The sequence below is a fragment of the Bradyrhizobium sp. Leo170 genome (assembly GCF_004296405.1).
GTDB lineage: Bacteria > Pseudomonadota > Alphaproteobacteria > Rhizobiales > Xanthobacteraceae > Bradyrhizobium.
Map to the genome: position 1 here is coordinate 1 of NZ_PSRR01000143.1, position 19,392 is coordinate 19,392.

General features: G+C 58.9%; 23 protein-coding genes and 3 pseudogenes. 10 read left to right on the top strand and 16 right to left on the bottom strand.

Going from position 1 to position 19,392, the window contains the following annotated elements; genetic code table 11:
• Positions 1 to 77: 77 nt before the first annotated feature.
• Complete coding sequence (locus tag CWO89_RS22860; RefSeq protein WP_130581016.1) at positions 78 to 314, bottom strand: zinc-finger domain-containing protein; 237 nt, start codon at positions 312 to 314, stop codon at positions 78 to 80.
• A gap of 175 nt (positions 315 to 489) precedes the next feature.
• Positions 490 to 1,389: an RNA polymerase sigma factor RpoH gene (gene rpoH / locus CWO89_RS22865; RefSeq protein WP_130580996.1), complete on the bottom strand. Its 900-nt coding sequence runs from the start codon at positions 1,387 to 1,389 to the stop codon at positions 490 to 492.
• Between the two features lie 58 nt (positions 1,390 to 1,447).
• Between rpoH and CWO89_RS22870 the strand changes: the two genes are divergently transcribed.
• The 3 genes from CWO89_RS22870 (at position 1,448) to CWO89_RS22880 (ending at position 2,968) form a co-directional block, all read left to right on the top strand.
• Positions 1,448 to 2,086: a MarR family winged helix-turn-helix transcriptional regulator gene (locus CWO89_RS22870; protein ID WP_130580997.1), complete on the top strand. Its 639-nt coding sequence runs from the start codon at positions 1,448 to 1,450 to the stop codon at positions 2,084 to 2,086.
• Between the two features lie 38 nt (positions 2,087 to 2,124).
• Positions 2,125 to 2,460, top strand: a complete 336-nt coding sequence (fdxA, locus tag CWO89_RS22875; protein WP_130580998.1) for a ferredoxin FdxA — start codon at positions 2,125 to 2,127, stop codon at positions 2,458 to 2,460.
• A gap of 163 nt (positions 2,461 to 2,623) precedes the next feature.
• Positions 2,624 to 2,968 (top strand): 4a-hydroxytetrahydrobiopterin dehydratase, encoded by a 345-nt coding sequence (locus tag CWO89_RS22880; protein WP_130580999.1) that lies wholly within the window; start codon positions 2,624 to 2,626, stop codon positions 2,966 to 2,968.
• Between the two features lie 450 nt (positions 2,969 to 3,418).
• Here the strand turns inward: CWO89_RS22880 and CWO89_RS22885 are convergent, their stop codons facing one another.
• On the bottom strand, positions 3,419 to 3,772 hold the full coding sequence (locus CWO89_RS22885; protein ID WP_130581000.1) for a hypothetical protein: 354 nt from the start codon (positions 3,770 to 3,772) through the stop codon (positions 3,419 to 3,421).
• 26 nt (positions 3,773 to 3,798) lie between these two features.
• The gene (locus CWO89_RS22890) at positions 3,799 to 4,200 is read right to left on the bottom strand and encodes a hypothetical protein (RefSeq protein ID WP_130581001.1); all 402 of its coding nucleotides are present in this window, start codon (positions 4,198 to 4,200) and stop codon (positions 3,799 to 3,801) included.
• A 145-nt stretch (positions 4,201 to 4,345) separates the two neighbouring features.
• Here CWO89_RS22890 and CWO89_RS22895 point away from each other — a divergent pair.
• Positions 4,346 to 5,698, top strand: a pseudogene (locus CWO89_RS22895) (transposase).
• An 837-nt stretch (positions 5,699 to 6,535) separates the two neighbouring features.
• Here the strand turns inward: CWO89_RS22895 and CWO89_RS48015 are convergent.
• The 7 genes and pseudogenes from CWO89_RS48015 to CWO89_RS48020 all read right to left on the bottom strand — a co-directional run bounded on the left by CWO89_RS48015 (position 6,536) and on the right by CWO89_RS48020 (position 12,691).
• On the bottom strand, positions 6,536 to 6,763 hold the full coding sequence (locus tag CWO89_RS48015) for a hypothetical protein (protein ID WP_130581002.1): 228 nt from the start codon (positions 6,761 to 6,763) through the stop codon (positions 6,536 to 6,538).
• 366 nt (positions 6,764 to 7,129) lie between these two features.
• Entirely contained in the window at positions 7,130 to 9,250 is a 2,121-nt protein-coding gene (locus CWO89_RS22905) for a polyamine aminopropyltransferase (protein ID WP_130581003.1), read from the bottom strand.
• A 945-nt stretch (positions 9,251 to 10,195) separates the two neighbouring features.
• Positions 10,196 to 10,384, bottom strand: a complete 189-nt coding sequence (locus CWO89_RS22910; RefSeq protein WP_130581004.1) for a hypothetical protein — start codon at positions 10,382 to 10,384, stop codon at positions 10,196 to 10,198.
• Positions 10,385 to 10,544: 160 nt separating this feature from the next.
• Positions 10,545 to 10,745, bottom strand: coding sequence for a hypothetical protein (locus CWO89_RS22915; protein ID WP_130581005.1), 201 nt, complete (start codon positions 10,743 to 10,745; stop codon positions 10,545 to 10,547).
• A gap of 94 nt (positions 10,746 to 10,839) precedes the next feature.
• Positions 10,840 to 11,016, bottom strand: a complete 177-nt coding sequence (locus CWO89_RS22920) for a DUF2934 domain-containing protein (protein WP_130581006.1) — start codon at positions 11,014 to 11,016, stop codon at positions 10,840 to 10,842.
• A 101-nt stretch (positions 11,017 to 11,117) separates the two neighbouring features.
• Positions 11,118 to 11,957, bottom strand: coding sequence for a transglutaminase-like domain-containing protein (locus tag CWO89_RS22925; protein ID WP_130581007.1), 840 nt, complete (start codon positions 11,955 to 11,957; stop codon positions 11,118 to 11,120).
• 370 nt (positions 11,958 to 12,327) lie between these two features.
• A pseudogene (locus tag CWO89_RS48020) lies at positions 12,328 to 12,691 on the bottom strand (PRC-barrel domain-containing protein).
• Positions 12,692 to 12,766: 75 nt separating this feature from the next.
• Between CWO89_RS48020 and CWO89_RS22935 the strand changes: the two are divergent.
• From CWO89_RS22935 to CWO89_RS22940, 3 genes are all read left to right on the top strand, one after another.
• Positions 12,767 to 13,111 (top strand): YihY/virulence factor BrkB family protein, encoded by a 345-nt coding sequence (locus CWO89_RS22935; RefSeq protein WP_245476438.1) that lies wholly within the window; start codon positions 12,767 to 12,769, stop codon positions 13,109 to 13,111.
• 1,007 nt (positions 13,112 to 14,118) lie between these two features.
• Positions 14,119 to 14,292: a hypothetical protein gene (locus CWO89_RS47045; RefSeq protein WP_207234546.1), complete on the top strand. Its 174-nt coding sequence runs from the start codon at positions 14,119 to 14,121 to the stop codon at positions 14,290 to 14,292.
• 40 nt (positions 14,293 to 14,332) lie between these two features.
• Entirely contained in the window at positions 14,333 to 14,596 is a 264-nt protein-coding gene (locus CWO89_RS22940) for a hypothetical protein (RefSeq protein ID WP_130581009.1), read from the top strand.
• A 165-nt stretch (positions 14,597 to 14,761) separates the two neighbouring features.
• Here CWO89_RS22940 and CWO89_RS48025 read toward each other — a convergent pair.
• Positions 14,762 to 14,955 (bottom strand): annotated as a pseudogene (locus CWO89_RS48025) (hypothetical protein); the annotation flags it as partial.
• Between the two features lie 113 nt (positions 14,956 to 15,068).
• Between CWO89_RS48025 and CWO89_RS22950 the strand changes: the two are divergent.
• A complete protein-coding gene (locus CWO89_RS22950) occupies positions 15,069 to 15,275 on the top strand; it encodes a hypothetical protein (protein ID WP_130581010.1) in 207 nt (68 codons plus the stop codon).
• A gap of 400 nt (positions 15,276 to 15,675) precedes the next feature.
• On the opposite strand, the gene CWO89_RS22960 is transcribed toward CWO89_RS22950, so the two are convergent.
• The 3 genes from CWO89_RS22960 to CWO89_RS22970 form a co-directional block, all read right to left on the bottom strand.
• Positions 15,676 to 15,930, bottom strand: a complete 255-nt coding sequence (locus CWO89_RS22960; RefSeq protein WP_130581012.1) for a DUF768 domain-containing protein — start codon at positions 15,928 to 15,930, stop codon at positions 15,676 to 15,678.
• Between the two features lie 106 nt (positions 15,931 to 16,036).
• Positions 16,037 to 16,891 carry a non-homologous end joining protein Ku gene (gene ku / locus CWO89_RS22965; protein WP_130581013.1) on the bottom strand — a complete coding sequence of 285 codons (855 nt, stop codon included), beginning with the start codon at positions 16,889 to 16,891 and terminating at the stop codon, positions 16,037 to 16,039.
• A gap of 79 nt (positions 16,892 to 16,970) precedes the next feature.
• Positions 16,971 to 17,246 carry a hypothetical protein gene (locus CWO89_RS22970; protein WP_130581014.1) on the bottom strand — a complete coding sequence of 92 codons (276 nt, stop codon included), beginning with the start codon at positions 17,244 to 17,246 and terminating at the stop codon, positions 16,971 to 16,973.
• A 455-nt stretch (positions 17,247 to 17,701) separates the two neighbouring features.
• On the opposite strand from CWO89_RS22970, the gene CWO89_RS22975 reads away from it, so the two are divergent.
• Together CWO89_RS22975 and CWO89_RS22980 are read left to right on the top strand one after the other, a co-directional pair.
• On the top strand, positions 17,702 to 17,980 hold the full coding sequence (locus tag CWO89_RS22975; RefSeq protein ID WP_130581015.1) for a DUF2934 domain-containing protein: 279 nt from the start codon (positions 17,702 to 17,704) through the stop codon (positions 17,978 to 17,980).
• Positions 17,973 to 18,239: a hypothetical protein gene (locus CWO89_RS22980; protein WP_245476439.1), complete on the top strand. Its 267-nt coding sequence runs from the start codon at positions 17,973 to 17,975 to the stop codon at positions 18,237 to 18,239. The genes CWO89_RS22975 and CWO89_RS22980 overlap by 8 nt, the downstream gene beginning before the upstream one ends.
• 416 nt (positions 18,240 to 18,655) lie before the next feature.
• Here CWO89_RS22980 and CWO89_RS22985 read toward each other — a convergent pair whose 3' ends face one another.
• A complete protein-coding gene (locus tag CWO89_RS22985; RefSeq protein ID WP_245476440.1) occupies positions 18,656 to 18,979 on the bottom strand; it encodes a hypothetical protein in 324 nt (107 codons plus the stop codon).
• Positions 18,980 to 19,392: the final 413 nt, after the last annotated feature.

Consider the following 19,392-nt stretch of genomic DNA (forward strand, 5'->3'; position numbering starts at 1 on the left):
GACTGCGGGACGATGGCGCTTGGCGCTGATTGACTGCGGCCGGCATGACGAAGGAAGCAGTGTTGCTGCTTTTCAACTCAGTCCCCGTCACCATAAGCACAATCTGCCGGCTCAGCTTCGTGTGCGCCCAAGCTCGGATCGAAGCAGAATAGCGTAGAGCAATAGGGGCAGACGATCTCGCTGGCATCGCCCATATTAAGGTAGATGTGGGGGTGATCTTGTGGCGGCTTATCCCCGATGCACATGAACTCGCGGCAGCCAATGCGCACGATCGGCACGCCGACTTCATTATGAAACGTCGGATAACTTTCCATCTGCAGCGCGCGGCTTAGACGCCCGATCGATGATGCAAAGGGCAGTGCATGGTTCGTCGAGCGAGGCTCGGTCAGCACCCGGCGGCGCTCCTCTCGCGTCGTTCGGTTACCGTAAAACGTGCCGATAGCGACACGTCCATTGTTGGTCTCTCCCACCACGGGAGAGGGTTGGAAGCTAACGCACCTGCAGAGGCGCTGGGGTGCCCATCGTTGCGACGCGGTGCTTCACCGCGTTCTGCACCTTCTCGAAGGCGTTTACCTCGATCTGGCGCACGCGCTCGCGCGAGACGCCGAATTCCTCGGCCAACTCCACGAGCGCGATCCGTTCCTCGGCGAGCCGGCGCGTCTCGAAGATGCGCCGCTCGCGCTTGTTGAGCACGGTGAGCGCAGCGGACAGCGTCTTTCGACGGTTATCGAACTCCTCGCGCGCAGCGAGCGTCGTCTCCTGGTCCGGGGATTCATCCACCAGCCAGTCCTGCCACTCGCCGAAATCGCCGTCCTCGCGGATCGCCGCGTTGAGCGAGGCGTCGCCGCCGAGCCGCCGGTTCATGGAGATCACGTCCGTTGCGGTGACGCCGATCCGCCGGGCGATGATCTTCACCTGGTCCAGCCGCATATCGCCATCGTCGAGGATGGAGATTTTGCTTTGGGCCTTGCGCAGGTTGAAGAACACCTTCTTCTGGTTGGCCGTGCTGCCCATCTTCACCAGCGACCGTGACCGCAGGATGTATTCCTGGATCGCCGCCTTGATCCACCACACGGCGTAGGTGGCGAACCGGAAGCCCTTCTCCGGCTCGAAGCGCTCGACCGCCTGCATCAGGCCGACATTGCCCTCGGAGATTGCCTCCGAGATCGGCAGGCCGTAGCCGCGATAGTCCCTGGCGATCTTGGGCACGAGCCGCAGATGGCTGGTGACGAGCTTGTGCGCCGCGTCGCGATCGCCGTGCTCGCGCCAGCGCTTGGCCAGCGTGTACTCTTCCTGGCGCGCCAACATCGGGAACCGCCGGATTTCCCCGAGATAACGGGTGAGGCTGGGTTCCGCCGTATGGATCGGCAGGGCCGCGTTGCGGGCCATGATCTAGCCCTCCAACCAGTTTCGAAACAAAACTATCCTTGTCCAATCGGTTGTCAAGTTGATTTCGAAACGCTATTATATTTTCGAAGAGGCCATCATGTCAGCGCGCGAAACAGCAGAGCTCCTGCTGCAGGTGGGACGGCTCGTACAAGCTGAGGGTTACGACGGCGAACTCAGTCCGGCCCAATGGATGGCGCTCCGCTTCTTCGCCCGTGCGAACCCGTTCTCGCGGACCCCGTCGGCTTTCGCGGAATTTCAAGCGACAACCCGCGGCACCGCAACACAAGCCATCAAGGCGCTTGAAGCGGGTGGGTACTTGGTCCGACAGCCATTCACGACGGACGGGCGAAGCGTAAGTCTGCGCCTGACGAGCAAGGGCAAAAAAGCGCTTGCACGCGATCCGTTCGAAGTCCTGGTGCGCGCCCTGGATTCGCTCGACGCGATAGAGCGAACTGCGATGCGTCGCGCGCTGCGCGAAGTGCTGTCCACTCTAGCTACGAGTGGTGCGCATCGGCGCTTCGGTGTTTGCCAGGACTGCACGCATTTCGGCAGAAAGATGTGCGGCAACCTGCCCAGCGCGAGCCCCTTGGCCGCTGAATGCCTGCTCCTCGGTGTTCCGATTCAGTCAGAGGACGTAGGTCTTCTGTGCGTCCATTTTCAACCAATGAACGAGCACCGCGAGGACGGACGGACATGAATCAGTTCACCACTGCGATCCGCTGAAAGGACGCTTATTTGACCTTCGTCGTCAACGAGAGCTGTATTCGCTGCAAAATCATGGACTGCGTCGACGTGTGCCCCGTGGACTGCTTCTACGAGGGCGAGAACATGCTCGTCATCCACCCGGACGAATGCATCGATTGCGGGGTCTGCGTGCCGGAATGCCCGGTCGACGCAATCAAGCCTGACACCGAGCCGGGGCTTGAGAAATGGCTGTCGCTAAATGCGGAATACGCGAAAATATGGCCAAATGTTACGATCAAAAAAGCGCCCCCGCCCGACTCCAAGGAGTGGGAGGGGAAGCCGGACAAACTCCAATACTTCTCACCAAATCCCGGCGCGGGTGATTGAGCGCGCCGTATAGGTGCCGGACCCGAGATCGGTCCAACTGATCCAACCGGCGCAGCTGCAGCCGGGATCACAGTCCCTTCAATTGGTTCGCGGAAATCGCAACATCACTTTCGCAGTTTGCCAGCCTGAGTGCGGGCATAGGGTGACATGAGGAGCAAGTAACATGACCGAAGGTCTTGCCAGCAAAAGCTGTACTCCCTGTCGTGGCGAAATACCTCCACACCCGCGCGAACAAGCTGAGTCTCTTTCACGCACAGGTCCCAGAATGGCGGAGGAAGCTCACCGCATCGATCGGAGCTTCCGGTTTCGGAAGTTCCGCGAGGCGCTTACCTTTGTTCAGGAGATTGGTGAACTCGCGGAAGCCGAAGGCCATCATCCGAATATCAGCTTCCGTTGGGGCTATTCGGCGGTCTCGCTGCAGACCAAGAAGATCAAGGGATTGCATGAGAACGACTTCATCATGGCCACCAAGATCGACCGCGTATTCGCTCGCGGGGCCCCCGCGTGAATGAGTTCTGGTTGTCCTGCAACCTGTGCCCCTTTTTCAGTGCCAAGCGCGTTCATGGGCGCGCAGCAGACTGATGCCGCGATGCGATCGCCGTTGCAGCCCTGCTGTGATTGGTGTCAAAGCAACGTACACTTCCGCCTTTTCCGCCTTTGGCCCCTTCGCGTCATTTTCGCGGGCGCTTAACAATCGAGTCGCTTTCAGGTGAAAGCGGACATCAAATAGCAGGCAGGACCGGCTAGCTCAGTCGAGAATGACCCAAGAGCGACGTGCGCATGACCGAGGAACGCTAAAATCTCTCAAATACATGTTGGCTAGCGGCGGCTCGAGGGAGCCGCACGCTGCCAAGCTTTGGCGTCACCACCAGCCGTAGTCACCACCAGCCGTAAGAGAAGCCGGTTTGAGGTTCGGCACGTCAGGGCACCGGGGCAGACCGATGTTGATCTCGACTCGCTACTCGTCAACCCACGGCGCTGTTGCAAATGCCCCCACCCGCGGGTAGGTCGGATAGCTCCAATATGAATTAAAGGTCGGATAGCCCCAATACGAACTATAGGCGGGATAGCCCCAGTACGAATTATAGGCGGGATAGCCCCAGTACGAATTATAGGTGGGATAGCCCCGGTCCGAATTATAGGTGGGATAGCCCCGCCGCACCCGATAGCGCACGTCCGTCGTCACGGCTGGCACCGCCGCCTTGATCGACGTGCCATTGATCGGCGCAGCAGACGATTGGGCCGCGGCGGCCACTGCGAGAGGAACAGCAATTGCGAGTGCAGTCGCGAGGCTGCGGACTTGAATCTTCATGGAAGCTCCTGTTCGTATCAAAATGACTATCCACCACCCGACGAGAATGACCTTGCAACGCCGGCGAGGGAAATCACCTCTCGCCATAGAGTCGATAGACGATCGTTATTGCAGCCGCGCCGCGTGACGCCGTAGCGAGGAATGCCACCAGCCGCATCTGCAAAGACTTCTAAACCCGTTGTCGCCCTTGGACCGATCGAGGTTGCGCGTGCGAACGCGCCGCCGTCCTTGACCATGACGCCGCTCCTACGGTGGATTTTGTCGTGCGCCACGTCGCCGACCGGATGCCGGACCGAGGTAAGAGAGGGAAAGACATCGCCATTTTGCAGATGGGGCAGGATGCCTACAGAAACATTTCGGAAATCCGGAATTGCGTTACGTGGGTAACGATCAAGCTGGTCTTGCACACTCAGGTCTGGTGGTGGCACGAAGCCAAGTCCCCCGACCCGCCACTCGATCCGAGCTGACCCGGACGCGTTACGTCGCCTCTTGGCCGATGCTGTTGAAAAAGGCGGCTGTTGCGACGCAGAAGGATCAATGATTCAGTCTGTCTAATTGGCAGGACTGAAGATCATGATGGGACATCGGCAAGTCGAACAGGCTGCGTTGTTCTATGAGTTCTCGCTCGAAAGGCATATCCCCGCCGACCACCTGCTCCGGTCGATCGATAGATTTGTCGACCTTGAAGAGGTCAGGCAGGACCTGGCGCCTTTCTACGGTAATATCGGTCGACCTTCGATCGATCCCGAGCTGATGATCCGGATGCTCCTGATCGGTTACTGCTTCGGTATCCGATCGGAGCGGCGGCTGTGTGATGAGGTCCACCTCAATTTGGCCTACCGATGGTTCTGCCGGGCTCGGTCTGGATGGGGCCGTGCCGGATCACTCGACATTCTCCAAAAACAGGCATGGCCGCTTCCGACAGAGCGACCTCTTCCGTCGCGTGTTCGAGAGCGTGCTGCGCCGCTGCATCGAGGAGCAACTGGTCGGCGGTGAGGGCTTCGCGGTTGATGCGAGTTTGATCAAGGCCGACGCAATCGGCAGAAGGGGATCGAAGGCGACAAGGGGCTTCCGCCGGCTACCGCCGGCCGTGCGGTCGACGAGTATCTGGCTGTCCTCGATGATGCCGCTTTCGGAGCAGCGACCGAGGTCACCCCGAAGTTCGTGTCGCCTTCCGACCCGGCGGCGCGCTGGACGGGGGCGCACGGCGGCCAAGCATTTTTCGCCTACTCCACGAACTACCTGGTCGACATCGAGAACGCGATCATCGTCGATGTTGAGGCGACGACGGCAATCCGGCAGGCGGAGGTGTTGGCCGCCAAGCGCATGATTGAGCGCTCGCTGGAGCGGTTTGATCTCTATCCGAGCCGGCTCCTTGGTGACAGCGGCTATGGCTCCGCCGAGATGCTCGCTTGGCTGGTCTATGAGCACGGCATCGAGCCGCACGTTACAGTCTTCGACAAGTCGGCCCGCACAGACGGGATCTTCTCGCGCGACGACTTCACCTATGACCATGCTGGGGACGCCTATCGTTGCCCTGGTGGCAAAGTTCTTACCATGACCGGAACGCTGGTGAATGATGGTGCCACCATGCTTTATCTTGCCAGCAAGCGCGATTGTGATCGCTGCGCATTGAAGTCCCGGTGCGGCCCCAAGCAGGCATCACGGAGGGTACCGCGCTCGATCTACGAGGGGGCTCGCGACATGGCGCGCCAGATCGCGAGATCGTGGGAGGGGCGCACTTCGCGTCGGCTCCGCAAGAAGATCGAGATGCTGTTCGCGCATCTCAAGCGCATTCTCAAACTCGACCGTTTGCGTTTACGAGGTCCAAACGGCGCGCGCGACGAGTTCATCCTCGCAGCCACCGCTCAGAACCTTCGCAAGATGGCCAAGCTGATCCCGATGCAAATCCCCAGGCCCGCATAGTGGCGGACCAAGCGCTCGGCTGCTTCGGCGCTGGCGCCAATACATCGGATTACTGCCGCCTTTTTCAACGAAATCGGCCTATCGCGTCATTTCGCGGCAATACAGCACTTCAGTCACTTTTGGGGTGAAGCGGACATTGAGCCGTTTCCGTTCACGGGCTGCCAGTTTCCTGAGGGTGTGCGCAGACTTACGACGAGGACGGCCCTACAGCTTTGGCCGTCTTCTGTTTTCCAGCGAATGAACATCGGATCAGATCCCGAAGTAGTGGGTTGGAAATTCTAAACATCGGTTTTCCAAATTTGCGAAGCCTGAGACCGATGCGCAGGATCACGCCGCAGTCGTTAGTTCAGTTCAATTCGCTTGATGATCCCCTGAATTTGATCTGCTCGATCTGCCATCGAAGTGGACTAGCGAATGGATGTCGCGAAGGTACGTCGATAGGCTTAAAACACTGAGGCTTATTCCCTTGAGAGGCGCGCGACGCGGTTTCACCAATGCATGGCCTGCGTATGCTTACGAGTTCGAAGACCTGATCGGCCAGGCGGAGCAGCGAGAGGCGCTAGAGCAAAATCGAGTTCGACTGCATCCGTCTTATCGGCAAGTAACCATGTGCGAGGCGGTGATTTCATGGCCGCTCTATCTCACCGATCGCGAGCCGGTCCTGCTCGCGTTCAATCGCGTCGGCTGGACTTGCGAGGAGATCGGCGAGTTTACCTACCAAGAGTGTGGCGGACCAGGCGCTCGAGCTGATCGGTAAGGAAATGGGCATGTTCATTGACCGGCAAGCCCGGGGACCTTGCTGGCGGACGCCCCAGCGACTGGCCCAGAACCGAGCTCTCACATGCCGTGGCTGGCGAATACTTTTTGACAGCTTTTGCTCAGTCTGCTCCTGTTCTGCTGCAAGCATTGTTGTACCGCAAAATCATTGTCCAATTGCCTTCGGCAAAAGCGCTGCGCATCTCGCCTGCAGGCCTGCTGCTCTTGTGGGGTGCCCATGTGACCCTGTGCAAAAGAAAGCGAAGTCTCACTCAGCAAAATGACCAGAATTAGAACAACAGAGCGCATAACGATCTCCGTATGTTGACAAGCAGGAGACCGCGTCCCGCGATTCTCGGCTTTTCGGCAAAATGGTGACGCTCAATCATACGAACGAAAGAAGTAGTTATCGTTCCATCGTGGCTAAGGGGCGTCGCGCTTCCGCAGCGCTACGGAGACCCCATTTCGATTGCAATGACCAAACAATTACATCCTGTTACTCGCCGCGGGAAGCGGCCTGATCGCGCACAATCACGATTGGGAAGCATCGGCCGCAACAAAAGGAGCTGTACGACGTCTAGGGATCAGAGATGCCTTCACCATCCGATCTTGGAGGTTGATGGTCCTGGCCATCGAGCCTCAATACTCACCTCGTCGTCGCGCCCGCCCGATATTCTATACATTCGTGGGCTCGCTCGGGTGCAGGGATCGGAGCGCGGTGTGGCTGGATCGGGCGCCGGCGGACATCAACAACATGGCGGGAGCGGCGACCAAGAGGTAGCAGGCGGCTCCGATCCTAAGTGTCGTATCGATACTGCAGGCAATGCTGGTGGCAACGGCGACGCTTGCCGCGAGCACGCCTGCGGCACCGTTGATGCCCCAGAACCATGGCGTGGGACCCGTGCTGATTGCGGAGACCAATCGCATGCCGGTGGGAAATCCGAAGCCCATCAGCAAGCCCGCCGGCGCCAGAACAAGCACACAGAGGCCGGCGCGAACGAGAAGGCCCGCGCCATCAAGATCGACCAAGAGCGGAGGCAGCCAGAGCGGCAACGCAAACAAGTAAGCGGCACTCGCCACGCTCCAGGCTAAGAGCTTGCCTGTTCCGGCAAGGCGCATGCGCTCGGATGCCAGGCTGCCGAAGCCTGTCCAGAGGATCAGGCTGAACAGAACGACACTCAACGCGTAGACCGGATGACCGAGGAAGACGCTCATCCGTTGCAGCAGAGCGATCTCGACCATCATGAACCCGATCCCGATCAGAACAAAATAAACGGTGCCGCCCACGGCCAGCTGCCAACCGGCTTCTCTCACCGTCGGCTGCAGCGGTACGATGATTGTAGCGGCGACCAGCGCGGCCGAAATCAGAACGAGCATGGCAAGGGTCAGCGTCGCGACGAGGTTGCCCGCGAACACGCCGGTGTGGGTGAAATGCGAGAACACGTCTGGGTCCAACAGCGTGGCAAACCACAACTGGTTGAAGAAGAAAGGGCGCGCATCGGTCGGCGGCGTGAGGTCGAGATAGAAGCCGGCCGTCGCCCGGTCGAGCGTGCGACGGTCCGTCGCACTGACGATCTTCTCGAGCACGGCGGATGGCGCGGACGTATTCGGGCTTAACAGCACCGTGAATTCGTTGGCTTTGGCAGCGTCCTCGAGCGCCGTGAGCGCCGCCGGCGAGAGCGGCGACTTCGTCACGATCAGTGTTGCTACCTTCCCCGCTGCGGCGAGGAACAGGTGGCGGCGGGGCTCGACGGCGCCGCTCGCAAGAAGTGTCGCGACGGCAAGGCTAACCAATCGCCCGGTCTCGTTCACTTCTCCGGGCGCGTACCAGCGACTCACCGTGAACAGGCCACTTGGGTTAAGCCGATCGAGAAAGCGTTGCCAGGCCTCGACGGTGTAGAGACCATTTTCTGTGAGCGTGAAGGCGCCAGCGCCCGTCGCCGCCCAGGTATCGATCAGGCTCATCTGGATGACATCGAAGGAGCGCGGTGTGCGCGCAAACCAGCTGCGCGCCTCGTCGACCTCGAACCTCACCCCCTCCAACGCCGCGATCGCCGTGTAGCCGGAAAAGTGGCGCTCCAGGACGTCGATGATGATGGGATTGATCTCGACGCCCGTCACGTCCCTCAGGCCGAAGAGGCGTTGCGACAGGACGTCCCGACCGCCGCCGACGCCGATCACGGCACCCGTTTTCAGGTCCGGAATGGCGTAGGCAAGGTTGGTCACGTCATAGCGCAGGAACCCCAGACTCGCGAGGTCTCCATCGAAGCGGTACAGGGCGGTGCCGGCGCCGCCGTCGATATTCAGCGCTCGCTGCTCAATGGTCGAATGCGGCAAGCGTGGCGAAGCGCCGAACATCGCCGGCGGGACCGTTTCGCTCCCACTGACGGTGATGCGGGAAAACGAGTTCCAGCGATCGTAGGCAAGATCCGCTGACGCCTCCAAGTGATCCTTGATGATCGTCGGTCGAACGCCATAGGTCGTAAACGTGTTTGCAATCGCAAAGAGTAGGCAGCCTGTGACAATGCTTCGGCGGTAGCGAAAGAGCTTGGACCCGAGCGACGTGGCTTCGGGCAGGGTGCCGAGTCCGGAGCCGGCGAAGCCGAGTGCGGCGAGCCCGATGAGCGCACTGACCCACAACACCGCTGATGGCCCGTTCATCACATTTAAGAGCACGAGCACACCGATGCACCCAACAGCCGCACCGATCAGATCCGCTCCGTAGACCTTTCCGATTGCATAAGGACTGCGCGTCAGGGCCAGGCTCAACGCCCGAGAAGAAAAATGGAACGGCAAGACAGAGCGCGAATTCCGCCCAAGCGACCAAGGAGGTTAGCGACGGTGAGGCACCTGTCACCAACGTCAATTGCACGAGCAGGGCAAGATCGGTCGTTAAGGCGAAGGCCAGCGCCCCCACGGCCAGGTCGTAGGCCAGTTGCTCCGATCTGAACCTCTCCTTGCGCAAATAGACAGCAACCGCGCCGGCGGTCAGGCCGAACATGGCAATACTGATGACGAAGAAGGCCAGGTGGTACCATGAGATAACGGAAACGATTCTGGTCTCGGTGATCTGCAGCATCAGCGTCGCTGCCGTTACCGAGCCAAGAGCCAGATAGAATCGGACCCTTCGGCCGGCTTCGTCCCGCGATTTCGCTTTCGGTAGATGCACGTGGCCCTCCCCGCCGCTATGCGGCTGCCGAGCTGGGCTCCAGGGTGATCTGGGTTAGCAATCTTTCCGTTCATTATAGCAAAAGTGCGCCTGAAAAGCCTCAGGCGCAGAGGGCGCGGCCCCAAGTCGCTGATGGCCCGAATCGACCTCGACAGGATCGGTCCCGCTCGCCGCCGGCGCTGATCAAATCTCAGGCGCGCGAGGTCGCGACCGGTGCGCCTTGCAAGACAAGAGGGCGCCACGAGCATCGGGTACCGAGGAGGCGATGAGACTTCTCCCAATCACCGCTCTCACCCCGATTAGCGGATATGTTCAGGGTTGGTAGACATGTTCAGGGTTGGTTGGCCTGTCTCAAAGTTGCCAATAGCTTCCATGAACCGAGTTGCCGATCCGCAGCGTAAAGTCACGGCTCGCAAATGTAAGGTTTGCCGTGAGCCGATGCGGCATTCGGGTGATTTGCCGGATACTACGCGATTTTGGCCGTGAGCGTATTCTCGCTGCTACAAGTGCAAGTGCGTCGCGCGGGAGTCGTGGCGCTGAACGCTCTTGTGGATGATGGGTTTGCGAAAGCGTTAGAAAAATGATTTGACCGTCAGCCCTGCTGCGCGGGCATCCTGTATGAATGAATGCGCTTCTTCATTGGAAATAGTTAGGTCAACGCCGCCGAGGAATTCCTCTCCTTTGGGGGTGTCCGCACGGAACATCGTCTCGTGTCTGCCGATATCGACCGTATAATCAATGTCGTTTTGTGCTTCGGGCATGGCATCCTCCTCGGTCCCGAAGACGAATATACTGTGCCCATTTCAACCGGTCATAAAAGGCTGCAATTGCGAGATAACGCGCGGTCGCGGTCGATCGCAATTAGGAGCGACCTCAACAATATTAGTGGCCGATCACTGAAGTCCGAAAATCCTTCGGTCGTCATGGCGGTTGCCGAAGAATAGAATCAGCTTGTTCCGCAATTTCGTGCACGATATCAGCGGCAGACTGCGGCCTCGACACGAGACCAACGCTCTGTCCGGCCCACAGCGACATGGCATCAATGTCGCCTTCAGCATCAATACCAGGCGTGTAGGATTGATAACGAACAATGGGGCCAATGGATCGCGATTTGTCGATCACTTCCGCCTCTCCCGGCGGTTTACCCACTAGCGTTAGCGGCGGCGAAGCGGTCGAGCACCCGCGATGACGGGGCTTTTCTCGTGCCGATCGAGCGTCAAATAGGCAGATTGTCAGTCATACCGGGCGGCAAGTCGCCCTGTTTTTGTCGCTCGGCAAGGAGTTCTTTTTCGGCTTGGTACCAGCAACGATCCGCCTGGCATTCAGGTTCGCCGGCTGCCTGCCAAAGCCGATAGGCGCGATTCCGGATTTCCTGCTCAGGTAGATCATTCATGGGTGTTCACCGGTGGTTAGAGGACTGTTTCAACCGACAGGTGCCCAATGCTCATGGGCAGGCGACCAAGCGGACCATCCAGGTCAAGTCGCCCAGACCGGTCAGGCCGCCGGTTCAAGCGGCTGCCCGGGAGCTTCGACGACCTCTTCCGTCACAACATAAAACCGCGCGAGTTGGCTGGGACCAAAAGAGGTTGAAATCGCAACGTCGGCGGCATCCCGCCCGCGGCCTATCGCAATCCGCCCAACGCGCGGATGATTGTGCCGCGCATCAAAGGTAAACCATCGGCCATCGAGGAAGACCTCGAACCAGGCGCTGAAGTCCATGGGTGCAGGATCCCGTGGCACTCCGATATCGCCCAGGTAGCCCGTGCAGTAGCGAGCTGGGATATTCATGCAGCGGCATAGAGTAACGGCGAGATGCGCGAAGTCCCGACAGACGCCGCGTCCTTCCTCATGACCTTCTGAGGCCGTCCTGTCCGACCGCGCGTGGTGATAGCCGAACTCGAGCTGACCATGCACATAATCGCAAATGGCTTGAACGCGCTGCCAGCCGTCGACGATATGGCCGAATTGCTGCCAAGCGAGCTGACTGAGCTTTTCCGTATCGCAGTAGCGGCTGCCGAGCAGGTAAACGAGCACGTCATCCGGCAGTTCGTCGATCGGCCATTGTTCGGCTTGGGGACACGCCTCGTCTGGCAGGCCACTATCGGCAATAACGAAGTTGTTGCGAACTTCCAGGAGACCTGGCGGCGCCACGAGCCGCGTGCAGACGTTTCCGAAGACGTCGAGATAGTCGCGCGAGCGAATGTTGCCGGATAATCGGATACGGTTGTCCGTGAGCAGATCGGTTTGGCGCTCCGGTCGCACGCTCAACATCAGCAGGATCGGCGTTTCCTGGCAGCACTGGAAGGCGATGTCGTAGCCGGCCCGGATTTCCACATGTCGCTCCGTTGGGATGATGAGACCTTCTTAAGCCGCGGGCGGTCAAGTGGTTCCAAGCTCGGAGCTTGGCAATAAAGATAACCTGTCTCGGAGTGATGTTGAATCGCTCGCTCTGGGATGAACGGTGCTCCCGGGAAGTCCTGGCTCGGCGTAACGCGAGCCTGTTCTCCCAGCCGGGAATGCCGTTCAAGCATGGCGAGCATACGCCGCGGCGGGCGGTCAGGACGCCGCTTTGCGGAAGCTGGCGAGATGGAGGCCGAGGAGCGCGTCAAGGGCGAAAGGACGATCGGCCGGCACCGATACTTTTCGGATTCAATACACAGACGTACCCTGGGCGCTTTCCGATCGTCCCTCGCCAAGCGTTCACTCAAGCACCCGGAACGCCATAGGTATTCGTTCACCGAGCGCCCAACGGTCGGATCGCTCCAATTCCAAGCGCTATCACCGCGATACTTGGGTGCGGCGCGGAGCTGGCTCTCAGTAATACCTGTTACATAGCCACCAAGGCTCGTATCATATTTCAATGATTGCCAGGGCAGCGGATAATGATCGTCGCCAACGCCGAGGAAACCGCCGAAACTTAGTACAGCATAAGCCACCTTGGCGCCTACTTTGTCGATCATGACGCGTTCGATACTTCCAATCTTCTGACTAGCTGCGCCGTAAACGGCGGTACCTTCAACTTTGTCGCTTCCAATCAGATTTGCGGTTTCGCGTGCCTCGACTGCCATGGGATCCTCCTGTCTAAAGTCATTGGTCAATCAATCGGGTGGGACGCGCATGTTCCTGCGAAGCTGAACTACACGATGATGTTTAAGTGGCTGCCGGATGTCTCTATCGCCTGGCGGGACGTCTGGCTGGGAGCATTCCTGACCGCCCTGTTTTTCGAGGAGGGAAAGGCGTCGATCGGCTTCTACATCGGCAAGCAGGGCCTGGAATCGACCTACGGTGCGGCCGCCTCGATCGTCGTCGTGCTCATCTGGGTTTACTACACCTCGCAGATCATCCTGATGGGCGCGGAAATCACCCACGCCTATGCCAAGCAGGGAGGCTCGCTCAAGCAGCAAGGATCGCAACGCGGCCGCGCGAACGTACGGTCCGTGGCGCAGGTGGACGGGGCGTCAGGAAAGCGGGCGAACCGGGCCTTCTAGAGGCTCGCCAACTTACGAGCCCATCGACCCTGCAGGCTGTCGCGGCTATTCGTAGACTTGCACTGAGTACCCTTCCACTGAGTACCCTTCTTATGAGTCGGCCACGCGCCTGAAAAATTTAAATGGGGCGCCAGTAGGTGGCTGCGTGGTGATCGAACAGCCGTCCTACGATGCGAACTGCGTCGGCCGGATGTCCAAGGTGGCCATGGTGGTGATGGAAGGCCGCTGATTCGCTCCGCGCCGGGTGGTAAATTGAACGCCTGAGGGCGAGCCCGCTGGGTCGACTCGAGTAGCCGCTCCTGGAGTGACGTGCTCTGCTTGGCTCGATTGCGTTTGCGTTTGCCTTCTATGTCCCACAGGCCAGCTGCCGAGGGGCAGAGGCCACATTAAACTAGGTAAAGACCTAGCGAGCGCCATCGCGCTTCAGTGGTGGAGCTGAGCGGTACAGCGGGAGCGTGTCGTTGGCTTAGATCCGACCCCTGCAACCACATTCCGAAAATGAGGAAAGCAACTGGCGACGGGGCATTCGGTCGGCCGGTGCGCAGGGCGGCTTACAGAAGTTATCGTGCGGCCCCTCGGCTGGAAACAGGGCCCGCGCATCAATTCGACTGAGAGAGAGTGAGCCTATCGACCCGGCGGAGTGGCGTGCGCTGTTCATTGAGAATATGCAGCGGCTCGGCAACTTCGTGGGGCAGAACCACATGCTCACGCCGGGGGGCTGAAGGCGCTGCATCCATCTGGATCGCTCCAGTTGGTCGTCTCAAATCGGGTGGCGCAATCTCTCCCCAGCGCCAGCTTCTTGCACTTCGTCAGCGCGTGGGTGAGGGCGGTCTATTGATCCTTATCGCAGGACGGTGCGGGGAAGTGCCGTCAACGGATAGCGCCCGCCGGGATGCCCGAGCGGGCTTTTTGCTTTGGAACGATGGAGCGCAATTCACGTTCGGCCTGACGGTGCTGTTTGCACATCGACAATCTCCATCCCAAACGAGACGGGAGAGGAACTGCCGATGACGCCAAGGTCCGAAACCGACGCGGAGAGGTTTCGAAAGGAAGCTCAGGAGTGTCGAGAGCTGGCCGACAAGGCCGAAAACGCTCTGGACAAAGAGGCCTGGCTGCTTCTCGCCGAAGATTGGCTGAAGCTTGCGCGAGAGGCGGAACGAGGCACGGTATATCGTCGGTGACAACCTGTGGCTAAACATTTGTTTAGGTGAACGATGTTGCATGGTCGATAACATGAAAACGAGGCGACGCTTCTTTCGACCAGGTTCTGAGGACCGGTCGCAAGCGGAGATCGCTATGAATGTTCGGGAGTTGATCGCTCGCCTGCAGGCGCTTACGAACCAGGACGCGCTTGTGATCATCGCAAGTGGCCATGCAAATGAGTGGCTAATAGCGACCGGCATCGTCGAGCGCGGTATTTCGCAATCACCTGCAAACCCTGATTTCGTCGTACCAGGAAACGATCCGGGGGTGGAAATCATTTAGTGCAAAGCCCGCGCTTGCCGCGGGGCGGCTAGTTCTGATGACGGAGCTTCTTCGAGGGATGTGAGCGACCGCAGGTAGCCGTCGAGGAGGCTAAGCGCTGGTCCGGGACGCACCACCCGACCTAACATGAGATCGTCGGGGTGTCGGGGCAGCGCTGGTTCCTCAATTCGTAATCGTACGTCCGCGCGCTCCGAAATCCCACGCGGCATGGAAGGCAAGATTAGCGTTTGAAGTTACGCAGATCTTGTTAGAGGAATTGCCGCAAGGACGATTGTGCAGGCCGAAGCGCAAAGACCATTAATGATCACTGGCTGGCCTGAGGCTCGCACTAGATCGTATCGATCTGCGTAACGACCGATTTGTCCGCCACATTGGAACCTTCCGGAGTGTGAGGAGTCGAATCTTTACCTCCGACAACTCCACCTCCTGAGTTCAGCCGGATAAACCTGCTAAGGCATAAATGGAGGAGAAAATGGCTTATACCCACGAATCGAAGAAACCAACTGCGGCTCAAAGAGAGGCTCAAAAGGCCTTCAGGGAAGCGGATGGTAAGGTCGCGATGTCCGAGTATGAACGTGCGCAAAAGGCGTTTCATGCAAACCGAGAACGCCTGAAGACTGAGCGATTGGCTCGTGAATCAGCAGCAACCCGTAAAGTCGCACACAAACAAAAGCCCTGAGTGCGGCGTCGGGCGCGCTTTGCTGGATAGATTCGAGGCTCAACGGCTAAAGATGCGCCTCTCAGGACGGAGCCCATCCATCCGCTCAAGCAATTCCTCGCCTCATTCCTGATTTGCGGACGAGAGGGGAGCGACCTATGTCCGAGAGAAGAGAACTGTATCGCAGTCCGAACGGAGATGCGTGGTTCCTAGAGCGCGAACCGACGACCGGGAATGCGTTCATCATCCATCAGCCGAATGCGCCTTCTGGTGGTCGGCTGTCGCACATCGAGTTAGGCGAGTTCTTGCGGAGCGGCGTGAATGGACCCGAGCACCAAGCCCTGTTACGTTTGATTGGTACACTGGTCGAGGTGCCCCCCTACGCCTAAGATACCGCAGGCGCTCTTCAGGGTGAATCCGGCTATTTTGGCGCGTTTTGTTGCCGCTCCTTCTCGGCCATGTTTGCGGCATCGAGCTTGCTGCGGATGTATTCAGTCAGGTCGCCGATCTCATCGCGGATAGACTGCTCCGAAATTCCTTCATGCTTAGCCATTTCCCGGCATCGCGTCGTCAATTCCTCTACATCTTGGGAGGCGCCAACGGTTCCGGGCTGTTCAGAAGCGTGAACGCTATTCTCGATCCAAAAGTCAATAAATGCTCGCGCTTTCGTGCTCATCGATCTCCGTAATCCATCGTGCTTGATCTCGTGTAGCCAGTCCTTCCCCGACGGCACTGACGTCGCCCGCGTCGGCAGGCATGGCGCGTAGGGCGACCTCGGCACTTCAGCAGCTCGCCTTGCCCTTCTTCGCTTGAGTCTTCTTTGCTGAAGCCTTTGTGCTCTTGGGGGCGGCCTCAGCCTTGGCAGATGACGCCAGGCTTTGGCGAAGCGCGTCCATAAGATTGATCACGTTGCCGGGCTGCGGCTTCTTCGCCTCGGCGATCGGCAGCCCCTTTTGTTTCTGCGCGAGAAGTTCGGTGAGGGCCGTCTCGTAGTGGTCTTCGAACTTCTGTGGTTCGAAGTGGCCGCTCTTCTGCTCGACGATATGCTTGGCGAGGTCGAGCATATCCTTGGTGATCTTGACGTCCTGGATGTCGTCGAAATACTCGTCGGCGTCCCGCACCTCATACGGATAGCGCAGCAGCAGGCCCATCAGGCCTTTGTCACGGGCCTCCAACGCGATGACGTGCTCTCGATTGGTCAGCACGACCCGCGCCAGCGCGACCTTATCAAGCGATCGGATTGTTTCTCGGATCACGGCATACGCGTCGTGGCCGACTTTTCCGTCGGGGACAATGTAGTAAGGCCGGACAAGATAAAGATCATCGATCTCGCTGCGGGGCACAAATTCGTCGATTTCGATGGTGCGCGCGGATTCGAGTGCGATGTTCTCAAGCTCGTCCTTGGTAACTTCCAAGTATTGGTCTTTATCGACCTGATAGCCTTTAATGATGTCCTCGTTGGACACTTCCTCACCGGTCTCGCCATCGACCTTGAGGTAGCGGATGCGATGGCCGGTTTTCTTATTGATCTGGTTGAAACTGATTTTTTCGGACTCCGAGGTGGCCGGGAACAATGCGATCGGGCACGTCACCAGCGACAGCCTCAAGAACCCCTTCCAATTGGCGCGCGGGGCCATACTCAGAAACTCCAGCTGTACTGAATACAGGCAAGATAGGCGGATCAGAAGGGAAGGGGAGTCCGGGAAAGGAGGGGTTTTAGCAATCCGGGCAGGTATCTCCGATGCCGCGCATTGTCTTTTCCAGCGCCTCGATGCAGGCTTCCGGCGCGGAGCCGGGGAACGGATTCCGCCAAGCCTCCTCGCGAGCGCGGTTCCAAGCGTCCGGATCACCGCGGTCCACGCGATGGCCATGGTGCGCACATTCGACGACCGCACCTTGCTCGATGAGCGTGCCAAGGGCCCAGCCTTGCAACGTCTGATAGGCGGGGCGGGTGGACTGCAGTGGCAGTTTGCGTTGCGGACTGGACATCATGGCAGGGTCCCGAATCAACTTGACCGCTCAATCTTATCACCCTCGTCCACCTCGCCGGGCGATTTGATCAGTTATCCCGTGGGTCCAATGTTGTACGGCACCATAAGTAAACCGCGACCTTGTTGCGGGAGATTAACGCCGCGGCCGTGCCGATCGTGAAGTTGAGACCTGCACCATGCTGCGGCGGCTTGAAGGATAGTTGGGTTGAATTTGGTCGGGGGGCTGAGCCGGCTGTGTGGTGTTACCGGAGTGCTTTTGGCGCAGATTGCCCATGGACGATACCGCCGCCAGTCGCGCCGACGCGCGTGAGCCGCTCGCGAACGGCTACTGAGTTCGCCGAGATTGGAAGCCGCCCTCTCTCTCCTTCCGCCGGTGACGGGCAGAGTTGTGTTCCCGTCCCACCTGAATTGAACAATCCGGAGCTTAAGCCGTCTTACTTGGACGGAGGGCGGCCCATGGATCGCAATGAGGATTCGCGCGAACTGGAACGCGAAATCGAACGAGCCACACGACTCGCTTCCGGCGTCACGGATCAGACGACCTACCAGCGGTTGATACAGTTCATCGAAGAACTGAGGCAGGGACTGCGGCAGCGCTTGGCCGCGAGACGATCCAGGGATGCGACCAGAGCGCGGGCCCACGAACTGTGGGAACAGCACGGCCGGCCCGTAGGCCGGGATCTGGAGTTCTGGCTACAGGCGGAGCGGGAACTTCGGGGCGATGAGAATGATTGAGCACGCGCCGCCCGAGGTAGATTCTGGCCGCGTGTTAGAACGCGTGTATCTCGTCGACGCACAGGAGGAAGACGCGATGTCCACTTCAAAGAAGCCATTGAAGCCCGATGATTTTCCGGTGAGCGCCGAAGACAAGAAAATCAAGAAGCACGACGGCACGACAATCGCGAACACTGACGATTCAGATGTCGCTGATGACGTCTCCGAGCGGCTCAATGAGAGCGAGGACCGCCGCGAACAGGACAAGTGGTCGGCCTGATTTACCGATCCGACACGACGGGTATTTTGGACGGCGGATCAGCCATGAAGCCGACTCCACCTGTCCACGGGTGCGCTGCGCATCCTGGCGGCGACCGCTACATCTTACAGATTGTTCAACGCAAGAGTGCAGCAGAGCGTAAGTGTGCTGCCCCGAAAAGAAAAGCAGGGCGTCCTCGGCTTGTCGGCCTAGTGCCTAAAGCTCACAGTCGAGTCATAGACCGTGACAACTTCTGGACGCGTGGAGAGCCGTCGATTGGCGGCTCTACAACGCGGCTGCTAAGAGACCCACGCATGCGATGAGCGTTGCCGCGCTAAGGGTCGATACGACAAGGGCTTGTTCAGTACGAGCCTGCAGATCGGGTTTCTTCCATTGCGGACTAATGGCGGGACAGCCAAAGTCTTCACCTTGAATTCCTACTTGTCTGTGAAAAAGGTCAGCAGAACTTTGCCCTTCTCTCCGATCAAACAAAGGAAAGTTCGGCGAGTGTCCTTTTTTCCTTGTTCGAGATAGGCATCGCCTATGACGACTGTTCGAATGGGAGTGTCTTCGACCTTGGCGTTTGCCTTTGCTACCGTCATACTATCCATATCGAGCGAGACATTGCTGATTGATGGATTGCGCTCTTTCAGCGCAACCAATCCGGATGAGCGGCAAGCCTCCAGCTCTGGTTCAGCACAGGCAGGGCCAAACGAAAGTTGCAGGAACAAGGCTGCGACGACAGACAAACGAAATGACATGATTCCTCCACTGCGGCCTAGGGGAAGCTCCCTAAGCCACCATTTGGGCCAACAAATCCTTCCCAAAATCCAAGAGTTGCTCGCCCCATATGGGCTATCAGCTTTCTGCCAGCGCGCTTAACAGCGTCTCGACGGCGCTCGCGCCACAGATCAAACCGACGGCCAGCGGCGCACCCAGCCAAAGCGTCTTCATGTGCTCCTCCAAGGTTGGTTGGTGACCAAAAATCGGTGGAGATGTTCCTCGATCATAGTAACACCTGTGAACCGTACCGAATGTTCAAAAAGACACATTTGAGGGCGGTTTGGTCTGAGTGCTAACTCAAAAGTTATGGGCCTCTCTGCGGGACTGAGAGCTATGCGGGAAAGTGGGTGATGACGGACTGAGATAGGCGGCGTATCGAGGCGGGTGTCGA

Bases quoted from the DNA above. Each gene is read 5' to 3' on its own strand.
- CWO89_RS22860 (WP_130581016.1), bottom strand. From the start codon at position 314: ATGGAAAGTTATCCGACGTTTCATAATGAAGTCGGCGTGCCGATCGTG.
- rpoH (WP_130580996.1), bottom strand. From the start codon at position 1,389: ATGGCCCGCAACGCGGCCCTGCCGATCCATACGGCGGAACCCAGCCTC.
- CWO89_RS22880 (WP_130580999.1), top strand. From the start codon at position 2,624: ATGACCGAAGGTCTTGCCAGCAAAAGCTGTACTCCCTGTCGTGGCGAA.
- CWO89_RS22885 (WP_130581000.1), bottom strand. From the start codon at position 3,772: ATGAAGATTCAAGTCCGCAGCCTCGCGACTGCACTCGCAATTGCTGTT.
- CWO89_RS48015 (WP_130581002.1), bottom strand. From the start codon at position 6,763: ATGCGCTCTGTTGTTCTAATTCTGGTCATTTTGCTGAGTGAGACTTCG.
- CWO89_RS22910 (WP_130581004.1), bottom strand. From the start codon at position 10,384: ATGCCCGAAGCACAAAACGACATTGATTATACGGTCGATATCGGCAGA.
- CWO89_RS22920 (WP_130581006.1), bottom strand. From the start codon at position 11,016: ATGAATGATCTACCTGAGCAGGAAATCCGGAATCGCGCCTATCGGCTT.
- CWO89_RS22935 (WP_245476438.1), top strand. From the start codon at position 12,767: ATGATGTTTAAGTGGCTGCCGGATGTCTCTATCGCCTGGCGGGACGTC.
- CWO89_RS47045 (WP_207234546.1), top strand. From the start codon at position 14,119: ATGACGCCAAGGTCCGAAACCGACGCGGAGAGGTTTCGAAAGGAAGCT.
- CWO89_RS22940 (WP_130581009.1), top strand. From the start codon at position 14,333: ATGGTCGATAACATGAAAACGAGGCGACGCTTCTTTCGACCAGGTTCT.
- CWO89_RS22950 (WP_130581010.1), top strand. From the start codon at position 15,069: ATGGCTTATACCCACGAATCGAAGAAACCAACTGCGGCTCAAAGAGAG.
- CWO89_RS22960 (WP_130581012.1), bottom strand. From the start codon at position 15,930: ATGAGCACGAAAGCGCGAGCATTTATTGACTTTTGGATCGAGAATAGC.
- ku (WP_130581013.1), bottom strand. From the start codon at position 16,891: ATGGCCCCGCGCGCCAATTGGAAGGGGTTCTTGAGGCTGTCGCTGGTG.
- CWO89_RS22970 (WP_130581014.1), bottom strand. From the start codon at position 17,246: ATGATGTCCAGTCCGCAACGCAAACTGCCACTGCAGTCCACCCGCCCC.
- CWO89_RS22975 (WP_130581015.1), top strand. From the start codon at position 17,702: ATGGATCGCAATGAGGATTCGCGCGAACTGGAACGCGAAATCGAACGA.
- CWO89_RS22980 (WP_245476439.1), top strand. From the start codon at position 17,973: ATGATTGAGCACGCGCCGCCCGAGGTAGATTCTGGCCGCGTGTTAGAA.
- CWO89_RS22985 (WP_245476440.1), bottom strand. From the start codon at position 18,979: ATGTCATTTCGTTTGTCTGTCGTCGCAGCCTTGTTCCTGCAACTTTCG.